The organism is Sphingobacterium sp. UBA5789 (assembly GCF_002418355.1).
GTDB lineage: Bacteria > Bacteroidota > Bacteroidia > Sphingobacteriales > Sphingobacteriaceae > Sphingobacterium.
Genome location: NZ_DIDX01000004.1, coordinates 827,800 through 840,924 on the forward strand (window position 1 = coordinate 827,800; position 13,125 = coordinate 840,924).

General features: G+C 38.1%; 10 protein-coding genes. 5 read left to right on the plus strand and 5 right to left on the minus strand.

The genetic code is table 11. The features are described from left to right. Positions 1-175 precede the first annotated feature (175 nt). The 5 genes from B4B65_RS12880 to B4B65_RS12900 form a co-directional block, all read right to left on the minus strand. Positions 176-3,397, minus strand: coding sequence for a TonB-dependent receptor (locus B4B65_RS12880; protein ID WP_201679420.1), 3,222 nt, complete (start codon positions 3,395-3,397; stop codon positions 176-178). Positions 3,398-3,822: 425 nt separating this feature from the next. Continuing rightward, positions 3,823-4,431 carry a phosphatase PAP2 family protein gene (locus B4B65_RS12885; RefSeq protein ID WP_293915999.1) on the minus strand — a complete coding sequence of 203 codons (609 nt, stop codon included), beginning with the start codon at positions 4,429-4,431 and terminating at the stop codon, positions 3,823-3,825. 12 nt (positions 4,432-4,443) lie between these two features. Further along, positions 4,444-5,088: an MgtC/SapB family protein gene (locus tag B4B65_RS12890; protein WP_115171494.1), complete on the minus strand. Its 645-nt coding sequence runs from the start codon at positions 5,086-5,088 to the stop codon at positions 4,444-4,446. A gap of 323 nt (positions 5,089-5,411) precedes the next feature. Next, a complete protein-coding gene (locus B4B65_RS12895) occupies positions 5,412-7,784 on the minus strand; it encodes an endonuclease MutS2 (protein ID WP_293916774.1) in 2,373 nt (790 codons plus the stop codon). Between the two features lie 50 nt (positions 7,785-7,834). Next, a complete protein-coding gene (locus tag B4B65_RS12900) occupies positions 7,835-8,503 on the minus strand; it encodes a DUF4296 domain-containing protein (protein ID WP_293916000.1) in 669 nt (222 codons plus the stop codon). Positions 8,504-8,581: 78 nt separating this feature from the next. Between B4B65_RS12900 and B4B65_RS12905 the strand changes: the two genes are divergently transcribed. From B4B65_RS12905 to B4B65_RS12925, 5 genes are all read left to right on the plus strand, one after another. Next, on the plus strand, positions 8,582-9,271 hold the full coding sequence (locus tag B4B65_RS12905; RefSeq protein ID WP_201679425.1) for a YggS family pyridoxal phosphate-dependent enzyme: 690 nt from the start codon (positions 8,582-8,584) through the stop codon (positions 9,269-9,271). Between the two features lie 2 nt (positions 9,272-9,273). Then, on the plus strand, positions 9,274-9,726 hold the full coding sequence (locus tag B4B65_RS12910) for a GNAT family N-acetyltransferase (RefSeq protein ID WP_201679426.1): 453 nt from the start codon (positions 9,274-9,276) through the stop codon (positions 9,724-9,726). Positions 9,727-9,821: 95 nt separating this feature from the next. Further along, on the plus strand, positions 9,822-10,634 hold the full coding sequence (locus tag B4B65_RS12915) for a DUF3298 and DUF4163 domain-containing protein (RefSeq protein ID WP_293916001.1): 813 nt from the start codon (positions 9,822-9,824) through the stop codon (positions 10,632-10,634). Between the two features lie 9 nt (positions 10,635-10,643). Further along, on the plus strand, positions 10,644-11,906 hold the full coding sequence (locus tag B4B65_RS12920) for an aspartate kinase (RefSeq protein WP_293916002.1): 1,263 nt from the start codon (positions 10,644-10,646) through the stop codon (positions 11,904-11,906). Then, a complete protein-coding gene (locus tag B4B65_RS12925; protein WP_293916003.1) occupies positions 11,907-13,091 on the plus strand; it encodes a class I SAM-dependent methyltransferase in 1,185 nt (394 codons plus the stop codon). The last annotated feature ends 34 nt before the right edge of the window (positions 13,092-13,125 follow it).

Consider the following 13,125-nt stretch of genomic DNA (forward strand, 5'->3'; position numbering starts at 1 on the left):
TCATAAATTTAAATTAAACAACATAAACTTACGAAACAAAAATTTTAATTTAATTAAAAACAACAAACATAACATTAACATAATAATCAGTTAATATTGATTATTATAAAAAACAAAAATCCCCGTCAGAATTTCTGACGGGGATTCTATTTAAAAAAGATGTGTATCTTCTAAATTAGTTGAAGATATAACGAACACCTACCTGTGCGGACCATCTGGAAACGATATCCTGCTCAAAATATGGTTTATTGTTATTCAAATTGTTAAGTCTGTATTGCGGAGTATTAGTACCGGAAATATAGCTATCAAATGTAACTGGTCTGAAGTCGTTATCCCAGAAACTACCACCTCCACTATATTGTTTACCCCAATTGCTATTAATCAGGTTACCCACATTCATGATATCAATTGATAATTGCAATTTATTTTTTGTATTACCAATATTAGTGAATAAATCTTGAAGAATTCTCACATCAAATTTATGAGCAAATGGAGTTCTTGCACCATTACGTTCAGCATATTTACCACGACGGCTTTTCAGGTAATCATCGGACTCAATAAATGAATTGAATGCAGCCCATTGTTGATCAGCAGTCATATCTTTTGTTGCAACAAAGTGCATTTCTGACTGATCTCTAGGAATGTACATTAAAGCAAACTGATTAGATGAGGATTGTGCCAGACCTGCTAATCCTCCTGTTACCATATAAGAATAACGTGCTCCGGATTGTCCATTATACAGTAATGAAATCGTAGTACCTAAGTGACCCAGATATTCTTTTGAATAAGAAAGAACCCCTAATACACGACTACCTGTACTGAATGGAGAATGTGCTACCGTAGCACTATTTGATCCATTAACTGTAGCTACACGGTAGAAATTTGAATTGTTTTGAGATGATGTTCCTGAGAACAAATCTTTTGATTCCGTATAGGTATAAGATAAGGACGTTGATAATCCAAAATCAAAGTTTTTCAACAATGATGCAGTTGCTGACCAGGAATATCCCTTATTTACATTGTCAATGTATACAACTTCTGAATAGTTATCAAGAATACGTCTGTCGTTGTTAACCGTTGAATACATCAAACGATTGTCAGCACCTTGTAATTGACCAATTGGTTTTTCAAGGTTAATATCAGTGAATCTAAATGCGCTCAGGTTTTTAGCATACATAAATTCAAATGTACCTTTAACTCCGTAAGGTAATTCCTGATCTACACCTGCTGAAAAACGTGCAATCTGAGGTAATTTAAGATTTTTATCCAATACTGTAATATTACCTGAAGGTGTTACATTTCCAGCAAACTTAGGCTGAGCATTTGGGTCTGCTATAAAATTAACAACAGGAATATTATCTTTTCCTGAACTCAAGTTATTACCCCCTAACAATGCTCCACTTTGAGAAAATGCTCCGGAAGCCCATACAAACGGAAATCTAGAAGTAAAAATACCTAAACCACCTCGTACAATTGTTGAACGATCTGAATTAACATCCCAGTTGAAACCTACACGAGGTGAGAACATAAATGCTGCCTTAGGCATACTATTTGTTTTCACATCATAACGTAGGGCTAAGATAGAATTGTTAAAGTCTGTATTTTCCATTGGTTTATCAAAATACATTGGAATATCAACCCTAACACCAGCAGTAATTTTCATATTAGGCTGAATTTGATAGTCATCCTGAACATAGAAACCAACCTGTGCAGCACTGAATTTCGCTCCCTGACGCGGATCATCCGTATTACTATAGCTGAACTGAGAAGATAAGGCTTTACCTCTTTCAAAGTTTTCAATAGCTGTATATGGTTGTCCTGTAGCAGGATTCACATCTGCTGCTGGAGAATTAGCGAAACTGTAAGATCCATTTGAATTGGCAGTATATGCATTATACATCTTATAAAATTCATTATGTGTACCTACAGTTACTGTATGCAGTCCTTTATAAAAAGTTAAGTTATTCGTAACCGTTATAACATCCTGATCTAACTGATTAATGTTTGTAAACGCATCAGTTCCTAAGTTATAAGACCCTGTTCCAAGATTAATATTAACTCTTGGAAATAAATCTCCGTTAAAATCTCTAAAGTCTCTTACTTGATTATAACCAACTATAAAGTTATTAGAGATGGAATTATTGAAACGACTATTAAACTCTAAAGTTGCATTATGAGTTTTAGATCTTTTGATTACAGCCCCGTTAGCAAAAGTTAATGCAGTAGTACTGCGTGAGTTCCCTAAATCATAACCTGAAATATAGTTATACCTAAGAGATAACTTGTGCTTTTCGTTAATATTATAATCTAAACGAGTAAATACTTTATCTGATTCATTTTCATCAATAAGATCAGAGTAAGAGCCCGCTTCATAATTATATTTATCTCTGGCAATCTGTGCAATTCTGTCTGCTTCAGCAACTGTAAGCTTAGATTGTCCTACACCTACAGGATTATTTAATGGTGTTGTACTTTGTGTTTTTTCATAGTTAAAAAACAAGAATAATTTATCTTTCACTATTGGTCCACCAATACGTACTCCATATGTTTTTTCAGAAAAGTCTGCTAATTTTGTTGCTGTCTCACCGTCTTTTAAAATAAATTTAGGTGTTTTACCAGTCAAATCCTGATTTCTGAATAAGTAGTAAGCAGATCCTTGTACAGTATTAGTACCGGATTTAGTAACTGCAGAAATACCTCCACCTGCAAATCCGCTGTATCTGACATCAAATGGAGCAATCTGAACAGTCATTTGTTCAATAGCGTCCAAAGAAATAGGGCTTGTATTTGTACCACCACCATTTGTTCCTGATGCATTTAAACCAAATACGTCATTACTCACTGCACCATCAATCGTCAATTGATTGAAACGGTTATTCATACCACCAATGGATAATGAACTACCTTTAATATCTGCTTGTGGAGTAAGTCTTGTAAAGTCATTTAAACTTCTACTAACAGTAGGTAAAGATTCTAACTGTTTTCTTGAAATAGTTGTTTCAGCTCCAGTTTTGAAGTTTCTTCCCTTTTTAACTCCAGTCACAGCAACCTCATCTAACATTGTCTCATTGTCAGACAAATTAGCATTCAACACAAACGCCTGTCCAAGTTGTAAGTAGATGTCATTGTAGATTTGCGGACTGAAACCTACATAAGTAATTTCTACTTTGTAAGGTCCTCCTACACGCATATTCGGTAGGTTAAATATTCCGGCACTATTTGCAGAACCCGAATAAGTCGTTCCTGAAGGAACGTGTGTTGCCTTGATTGTCGCTCCTGCAGTTTTCTGACCACTGCTTTGAGTAACTGAACCAGTCATACTACTTGTCGTTACCTGCGCCTGGATCGTACCGTAGCTTGCAAGAACTAAAGCAAAAAATAGTAAAGATTTCTTCATTATTTTGAATTATGAAATTTGTCCTGCAAAAATAAAAAGAGGAGTTGAATATTTGTAAACTTAACATAAACTTAATACAGATCAGGGCGCTCATTATCATCAAGTTATTTACAAATATTCTAAATAGGAGGAGTTGTATTTAAAAATTTATATTTATTCGCCTATTTCTTACAGAAATTAAAATAAGCTCCTTGATTTCTTAATAATTTAACAAAATTTAACAATTGTGAATTGTGGATAACTATTTTGATGAAAAATCACAATATGGAATTTTATGCAACTATATCTCCCTGATTTGTAACATAAACTACCATGCTTGCATAATAAAATAACACAAATTATATATGTTACACCTTATTTAATCTTTATATTATAAGAACTATAATAACAAGGCTACTAAGAAAACTTATAGAATTAAGTCCTGTTTATTTTTTCATAAATCCCATACCCAATGCAGTTCCTGCACCAAGAGCGGCACCTGCAGCTACATCCGAAGTATAGTGTACACCCAAATACATCCTCGAATAGCCCACACTACCTGCCCATAACATAGCTGGAGCTATGACATACCATTTGGGATAGGCATGAGATAAGGCTGTGGCGGTACTAAAAGCCGCTGATGTATGCCCCGAAGGGAAAGAGAACGAACCTGGCGTGGACAGAGCTGTGAAATTATTATATTTCTTAAAAGGACGGGATCGTTTGAAAACCTGCTTTAATCCGATATTTAACAAAGCTGTCACTGCTGTACTGCTGATAACGTATCCCGCATTTTGACGCATCTGCTTATCATCGCTGATCGCTCCCGCTATAAACAGACCTGCAGGAATAGCAATCTGCATATAATTATGAGAGTCTGATATAAAATGAAAGGTAGCATTCTGGGCTGGAGTACGTGTTTCTGCTATAGATTCTAATATCCGGATATCTAATGTACGGGCTGGCTCTTCCTGACCAAAAGCGGCATACGGAGCATTTGAAAAGGTACAGATCAGAAAGATATAAAAAACAGATTGACGAATGTAAAGTGACATAATTGCAAGGTATTAAGAATAAGAGAACTCATATACATAATCCAGTCCAACGATCTTTTCATTGACAGCCTGAATATGTTTACGTCTGCCGGTAATATCATAAATGACCATCAGCTGGTTGCCACGCTTTTCAAGACCTTTACGAACCGGCTTCACGCTACCTTCGAGTAACAGCTCTTCAAAATCTTTAAGGTGATATAATCCAATATCCTGAAAAGTAATATATAAAGTCTTCGTAAAGAAAAAACCGGACAACATACGTTCAATCTTATGAAAGAATGCCAGAATAATAAACATACAACCGGTAAGAAAGAATGCAAGCACAAACTCTCCGGTACCGATAACCATACCAATGGCGGCCATGGACCAGATCACTGCAGCAGTTGTCAGTCCCAAAACGGACATCTTACCTTTAAAGATCACACCTGCACCTAGAAAACCAATACCTGTAACGATATTAGCAGCAATACGGTCATCGGATTGCTCTCCTAACATAGAGACCATTGTAAAAATAGTAGATCCGAAACAGATAAGTACTACCGTTCTGAAACCAGCCGACTTATTCCGGTATTCACGCTCAAAACCGATAACACATCCGCATAGAATGGATACAAAGACTGCCTGAACACGTTCATCCTGAAAAAAATCTCCAAACATAATATCCAAATTGAAATCAAATATATAAAACTATCTGCTAGTGAGGACAGTAATATTCATCAAATAAAGCAGTTCTAAACCTTATTAAGTTTTCCCCAAACCTCTCTGCCCTGCGGGCATCTCTCCTTAAAAAGGAGAGAATTCAGTTTAACACTATGCAAGTTGTATCTTTATCAACTATATCAACCCCTTAAACCCTATCAACTTCTTCCCAAACCTCTCTGCCCTGCGGGCATCTCTCCTTAAAAAGGAGAGAATTAGTTTAAAAGTAAGCAAGTAGTATCTTTATCAACTATATTAACCCTCTTAACCTTATCAACTCCCTAATCTATATAAGCATAGGTAATACCGTCCCCTCCTCTATCGGCATGTTCATCCTCAAATCTGGAGACATGGCTATACTTACGAAGATAATCCCGTATAAATTTACGCAAAATACCATCTCCTTTGCCATGTACAATTTTAAGACTCGGATATCCGATCATAACAGCTCTATCCAATACCAGTTCAATCTGATTCAATGCATCTTCTGTACGCATACCTCTCACATCCACTTCCGGACTAAAATCGGCAGCTGAAGGTGTATTACTACTCCTTTTGATCGCTTTTGACTTTTCTTTACTTCTTAGTTTGCTCACTTTAGAACGCTTCACAACTGTACGTAAGTCGCCAAGTGCAAGTATCAGATTATTATTACGTGCCACCTCAATGACCTGAGCTTCATTCCCTGAATCTATTATTTTTACCCAATCACCCACCTCTATAGCTGTATCTTCTTCAGGCTGTATTTTTGTTTTAGGAGCAACTGTTCCGTGTACTGGTTTATGATCAGCAGCAGCTTTCGTGAGCTTTCCTCTTATTTCCTTAGTTTTTTCTTTATCTGCATTTACTGATTTAATATCAGCAATAGTGTTTTCCACCAGTTTGTTTGCATCTTTTAGAATCTGTCTCGCCTCTTCTTTTGCCTGTTTGAGAATTTGCTTTTTATTCTCATCCAGATAAGACTGCAGCGTTTCGTACTCCGCTTTCAAAGCCACCAGTTCACGTTCGCGTTTCAGAATAGCTGTCTTGGTTTCCATGACTTCCTTTTTATCCCGCTCCAGATCCACCAATAAAGTATCAACCTTTTTCTGTTGTGTACCAACTTTTTGTCTGGCCAGTTCCAGAATATCTTTTCGCAAACCGATCTTCTGTGCAATTTCAAACGCATATGAACTTCCCGGTTTACCGACCTGCAGAATATATAACGGCTTCATTGCCACATTATCAAACAACATCGAAGCATTCTCTATACCTGCTGTATTACTCGCAAATACCTTAAGATTAGAATAGTGTGTTGTAATAACGCCACGGATTTGTTTTTTATTTAATGTTTCCAGTACAGATTCCGCCATTGGACCTCCAAATAATGGATCCGTACCTGTACCAAATTCATCTATCAATACCAGCGTACGGGCATTTGCAAACTCTGTAAAGTGTTTCATCTTGGACAAATGCGCACTATATGTACTCAAATCACTCTCTATGGACTGATCATCCCCTATATCTGCAAAGATCTGCCTGAATACTCCTACTTTGGAAGTTGGATCTGCAGGTATCAGCAAACCAGACTGTACCATAAGCTGCAATAATCCAACTGTTTTCATACACACGGATTTTCCTCCGGCATTAGGACCGGATACGACAATGATACGTTCCGCATTATTGATATTAATATTTAGCGGAACTATAGTATGCTGATCTTTCCTGGCGTGTAAGAACAATAATGGATGACGTGCATTATGAAGCATGATCTCTGCTTCTTTTGACAATTCAGGCATATCTGCATCTATATCCAAAGCAAACAGGGCTTTGGCACGTACAAAATCCAATTTTGTCAGTAAGCTGTGGTAAGATAACAATAATGGAATATGAGGTCTCAATCCATTCGTCAACTCCACCAAGATACGAATCACTTCCCGGCGACGCTCAAATTCCAGATCCCGAATCTTATTGTTAAGATGGAACACCTCTTCAGGCTCTATATAAGCAGTTTGTCCGGTTGCAGATTCGTCGTGAATCAAACCTTTTAGTTTTCTCTTGTTCTCTGCCAGGATTGGAATCACCAAACGTCCGTCACGAATGGTCAGATTACCATCTGCCGTCCATCCGTTGCTCTGCGCCTGTTTAAAGATACTGTCAATTCTCTTGTGGGCTTCCTGCTCCGATTTCAGGATCTGCTGTGTCAGATCCAGCAACAGACGGGAAGCATTATTCTTCATCTTACCCCGTTCATCAAGCACAGACTCAATATTCCGGATAATACTGTTTTCGATCTCTACATGTTCAAACAGTACTTCCAGATTGGGATATTGACCTTCCCTTTCTTTAAAATAACGTATTACAGCATATACTGTACGCAAGGAAAGCAACACTCTGTAAAACTCTTCTTCTGCAAGAAAAGCCCCTTCTACCCTTACCTTCTCTACTAAGGATTTGATAGGGTATAAATGATCTACAGGTAATGGAGAATCATTAACCAGAAGATCTTTGAACTCATTTGTCTGTCTCAGAAAACGATCGATCTGATCGTATTTTACCTGCGGCTGTATACGCTCGACCATCTCACGGCCGGGCTCACTGAGGCATTTTTGTTTAATATATGTTTTAATCTCGGCGAGGCCGAGTTTGTCACTTGCATTTACAGGATAAATCATATTCCATTCTCTCTTCAATAAACCAACATTTTAATTATTCCCGACTCCGTTTACATCACCGGCTTTACCAAAGGAGACTTCATAGGGGTCAGTGGCATGTCCGTACTGTCTCCGACAGCCTTCTCTTCTACCGGCATAGGTATTGGCGGTAATGTTTTCTCCGGGATCTGTTCCACAGCAGGAACCATAGGAACTGCAGGAGTATACTTCCCGATCAGACTGCTTAATCCGGCTTCCGTGATAAAGCTCTCGCGGTAAGCCTCATATGTCAGCTTACTGATTTCTTTAGGCACATTCATAATCAGATCATGCGCTTTTGAGGCCAGCGTCTGCAGATGAGTAACCCTTCTCACACTATCCTGAATACCCGCATTACGAACCGAATCGATCTTACTGTACTCCTGATCCATCTTCATTAAACGTGCACTGACTTTATCATACACTTCGCCCATTAGTATAGGATCTTCGGAATAGTATTTCATGCTTCTGTTGAACGTTGCGGAGTCTGTACCATAATTGGTAAATGCCTGTTGATAATACCCGTCAATTATCCGACGGGAACTATCTGCACTCAATGTATTCAGATAGCCATCTATCAGATGCACTTCTACCAGAATATCAGTCATCTTGGATCGGGATAATACATCCTTCGGCAAGGAATCACCACAGGAGTAAAACAGAAAAAACACTAAATATATACCGAATAATAAACGTTGCATTTTATAATTTTGAACAAATTTACAAAAAGGCTCGGAATATGATGCTTTTCGTTATTTTATATCCTAAATTTGTACGTTATGAGTATTGCAGCTAACATTGAAGAAATAAATCAGGAAATCAAATCTTTAGGCGTAACATTAGTAGCCGTATCTAAGACTAAACCAAACGAGGATATTCTGCAGGCATATGAAGCCGGGCAACGTATATTTGGAGAAAATATGGTACAGGAACTTGTTGAAAAACAGGAACAGCTACCAAAAGATATCCAATGGCATCTCATTGGTCATCTACAGACCAATAAGGTTAAATACATTGCACCTTTTATCCATATGATCGAGTCTGTAGACTCCGTCAAACTGCTGAAGGAAATTAACAAGCATGCCTTAAAGCATGACCGTGTAATAGACTGTTTATTACAGGTATATATCGCAGACGAGGATACTAAGTTCGGATTGGATCATACTGAACTGATCGAGTTGCTTCGGGATGAAGAGTTTTCTTCGCTTAAAAACATCCGCATCCGGGGTTTAATGGGTATTGCCACAAATACGGAGAATGAAAAGGTTATAAAAGAAGAATTTTACGAGTTAAAAATGCTTTTTGATGGTGTAAAATCCAGCTTTTTCAGAAAGGAAGACACATTTGATACTTTGTCAATGGGAATGTCTTCGGATTACCGTCTGGCTATAGAGCAGGGAAGCACCATGATTCGTCTGGGAAGCACGGTATTCGGAAAACGAGTTATCAAACATTTTAAAGTAAAATAAGTATGCAGGAAGTAATTATACGTGAGGCTGTGAAAGCAGACTGTCCGGCCATGCTTGAACTTATAAAGGAACTGGCTTTATTTGAAAAAGCTCCGGAACAGGTCACTGTAACTATGGAAGAGTTTGAAGAATCCGGTTTTGGAAACAATCCGGTTTGGGGAGCATTTGTAGCTGAAGTATCCGGTAAAATTGTTGGTATTTCTCTATATTATATCCGCTATTCTACATGGAAAGGCCGGAGGTTATATCTGGAAGATCTTATCGTGACAGAACAGATGCGGGGAACAGGAATTGGAAAAAAATTACTGGACAGAACCGTCGAATACAGCAAAAGCAAAGGCTATTCCGGAATGATGTGGCAGGTGCTGGACTGGAATACACCTGCAATAGCATTTTATAAAAAATATCAGGCAACATTTGATGGTGAATGGCTGAATGTCAGCATTAATCACTAAAAGAAATATATTCTTCCATATATTTTATATACTGGAAGTTTCTTTCTAACTAAGCATCGTAAACAAACACTTTCATAAAAATGGGGATAGGAAAAATGAGGTATGGAATAGTATGTGGAATCTTTACGGCACTACTTTGGGCAAGTTGCCATTCAGGCAATGAAAGCCAAGGCAATACACAGGCCACACAGGATACATTACGGTATAAGCTGGTTAATTTTTATGAAAACAGTCCTTATTTTATAGAAGGAGAGTCGGGTATTGACACGACTTATTTTAAAGCCTCTTACCCATCATTTGAGAATGACAGGATTAATCAGCTCCTTCGATCTTCGATCCTGATTGATGGTGAAGACAGTGTCCGTCAGGCGGCTGAAAGTTTTTTGGATGGTTTTAACGAATTTGTAGAAGACGCCGCCAATCCAAGCTACCATATAGCCTGGTTTCGTGAACTTCAAAGTTATGTTGTACTGAATAATTCCCGTATCCTTTCTATCGCTACCCAGATCGATGATTTCAGCGGAGGAGCGCATGGCAATCATGTGATAATCCTTTCGAATTTTGATATCTCCAACAATAAAAAAATCACCTTAACAGATCTTATCCGTAAGGAAAAACAAAAAGAATTGCTTAAAATTGCGGAAAAATATTTTCGGAAAGCAGAACGTCTTAAAGAAAATGAAAACCTCTCCGGAAAGTATTTTTTTGAAGATGGAAAATATGCTTTAGCAGAAAATTTCGCATTGGAAAAAGATAACCTACTGTTTTATTACAATCCATACGAAATCAAATCTTACGTAGAAGGAAGTACCGCTCTGCGCATCCCCTACCAGGAAATTGAACATCTGCTGACCGACTCTGGTAAAGTATATCTTCAGCAAATTAACAGCAATCAACCAAAAACATAAGTAATATCAATGCAAGTATTCAAATTCGGAGGAGCTTCGGTAAGAGATGCAGAAAGCATAAAGAATGTAGCGTCCATTATTCTCCAATATAAGGAAGAGCCACTTTTGGTCGTCGTATCTGCAATCGGAAAAACAACTAATGCCTTAGAAGAACTTACTAAAACTTTTTTTCAGCAATCCGGAGATGCCTTTGAACTTCTGAATGAAGTAAAAAAAAGTCATTTCTCTATTCTGGACCAGCTATTCGCAGATCATTCCCATCCGATTTTTGACGAAATTGCAAATGCATTTGTAGAAATTGAATGGATACTGGAAGAAGAACCGCTGGATACTTATGACTATCTGTATGATCAGATTGTATCATTGGGAGAGCTTCTTTCCTCACGTATTATAGCGGCATATGCTGCTCATATGGGAGTCCAATCCAAATGGACAGATGCACGTGATTATATTTTCACAGATAATACCTATCGTGAAGGAAAAGTAGACTGGCAGAAAACAGAAGATAAAATTCGGGAAGAACTTCCGATACTTCTGGATGATTATGTATTGATTACACAGGGTTTTATTGGCTCGACTTCTGAAAACTTCACAACAACGCTTGGGCGGGAAGGCTCAGATTATTCGGCTGCTATATTTGCAGCCTGCCTGAATGCAGAATCGGTCACCATATGGAAAGATGTACCTGGTGTACTGAATGCAGACCCTAAATGGTTTGAAAAGACACAGCTTATTCCCGAGCTATCTTATACGGATGCGATCGAGTTAACATATTATGGTGCTACGGTGATACACCCGAAGACTATCAAGCCACTTCAAAATAAAAAGATTGCCCTGCATGTGCGTTCTTTCATAGACAGTACGCAGCCGGGCACAACAATCAAAAGCACGAATCAGACATTACCGGTTCCTTCTTTTATATTTAAGGTCGATCAGGTATTTATCAATATATCTCCACGTGATTTTTCATTCATCGTAGAGGACAACCTGAGCCATATCTTTAATCTTTTTCATATGCACCGCATCAAGATCAACATGATGCATAACAGTGCAATCCAGTTCTCTGTAGCTGTAGACAACACGGGTGATAACGTAACTGCATTATTGGAAGAACTGGAGAAAAGATATAAAGTGACTGTAGAATCCGGCCTTGAGTTGATCACTATACGTTATTACAATCAGGAAACAATAGATCGGGTATTGCTGAATAAAGAAATTATTAAAGAGCTGAAGGACAGCTATACTTGCCAGATGCTGGTTAAAAACAAATAATTGAATTACAATATATTACAAAAGGAAGTTCAACATTTTCTTCAGGACAACAGCAAGGTTTCACCATCTGCTATTGCCCTGAAGAAAAGTCCTTTTGTTGCTGTATCTTCTGCAGAACTGGCGACTCAGCTGGATGGCAGGCAGCGTATTGCCCGTAAATTACCGAAGTGGGCAAATACACCTGGAATATACTTTCCGGAAAAACTGAATCTTGAACAGTCCTCATCAGAACAGACAGCGGCATTCAAGTGTCGTCTTATTAAGCCGGATACTGCTCTCCTAGATATGACGGGCGGATTCGGTATTGACAGTTATTTTTTCGCTTCCAAGGCCCGTCAGGTTACCTATTGTGAAATCAATACTGCCCTATCGGAAATTGTACAACACAATTTTCAAACATTAGGGGTCAACAATGTAAAATTTGTAGCTACAGATGCTGTAACTTATCTCGAACAGCAACCCGACAACAGTCTGGATTATATATATATTGATCCTTCGAGAAGGGTGAATACCCGGAAAGTATTTCTGTTAACAGATTGTGAACCGAATATTGCAGATCTTCAAACTCTGTTTTTTACAAAAGCGAATACAATTATCAGTAAAATCGCTCCGTTAATGGATATTTCCACAGCTCTTACTTCCCTGCAGTATGTAAAAGATGTCTATGTAATCAGTGTGGATAATGATTGCAAAGAATTGCTTTTTGTGCAGGAAAAAGGCTTCGAAGGAGAACCTGAAATACATAGTGTCCGTCTTTTTCAGGGCACTGAACAGCAGCTGACCTTTACTTATGAGCAGGAGCGGCAGGAAACAAACAACTATAGTACAGCACTGACGTATCTCTATGATCCGGATGTAGCTATCACGAAAGCCGGAGCATTCAAAACTGTCGGTAAGCAATACCAATTACAGAAATTACATTCCAGCACACATCTCTATACAAGTACAGAACTGGAAACTTCCTTCCCGGGCAGAATGTTCAGCGTGACGAATGTACTTCCTTATTCTGCCTTTAAAAAGGCTGATTATCCCAAACAGGCCAATATCATTGCTAAAAACTTTCCGGATAAACCTGAGGAACTCAGAAAACGTTGGAAGATCAAAGACGGAGGAGAACAATTCCTTTTCTTTACTCAAGACCATGATAATAATTACATCGTAATAATGGCCTCCAGATTACATTAATCCTACATTTTCATTACAATTCTCCCTGATCGGA

Bases quoted from the DNA above. Each gene is read 5' to 3' on its own strand.
- B4B65_RS12915 (WP_293916001.1), top strand. From the start codon at position 9,822: ATGAGGTATGGAATAGTATGTGGAATCTTTACGGCACTACTTTGGGCA.
- B4B65_RS12895 (WP_293916774.1), bottom strand. From the start codon at position 7,784: ATGATTTATCCTGTAAATGCAAGTGACAAACTCGGCCTCGCCGAGATT.
- B4B65_RS12905 (WP_201679425.1), top strand. From the start codon at position 8,582: ATGAGTATTGCAGCTAACATTGAAGAAATAAATCAGGAAATCAAATCT.
- B4B65_RS12890 (WP_115171494.1), bottom strand. From the start codon at position 5,088: ATGTTTGGAGATTTTTTTCAGGATGAACGTGTTCAGGCAGTCTTTGTA.
- B4B65_RS12900 (WP_293916000.1), bottom strand. From the start codon at position 8,503: ATGCAACGTTTATTATTCGGTATATATTTAGTGTTTTTTCTGTTTTAC.
- B4B65_RS12920 (WP_293916002.1), top strand. From the start codon at position 10,644: ATGCAAGTATTCAAATTCGGAGGAGCTTCGGTAAGAGATGCAGAAAGC.
- B4B65_RS12880 (WP_201679420.1), bottom strand. From the start codon at position 3,397: ATGAAGAAATCTTTACTATTTTTTGCTTTAGTTCTTGCAAGCTACGGT.
- B4B65_RS12885 (WP_293915999.1), bottom strand. From the start codon at position 4,431: ATGTCACTTTACATTCGTCAATCTGTTTTTTATATCTTTCTGATCTGT.
- B4B65_RS12910 (WP_201679426.1), top strand. From the start codon at position 9,274: ATGCAGGAAGTAATTATACGTGAGGCTGTGAAAGCAGACTGTCCGGCC.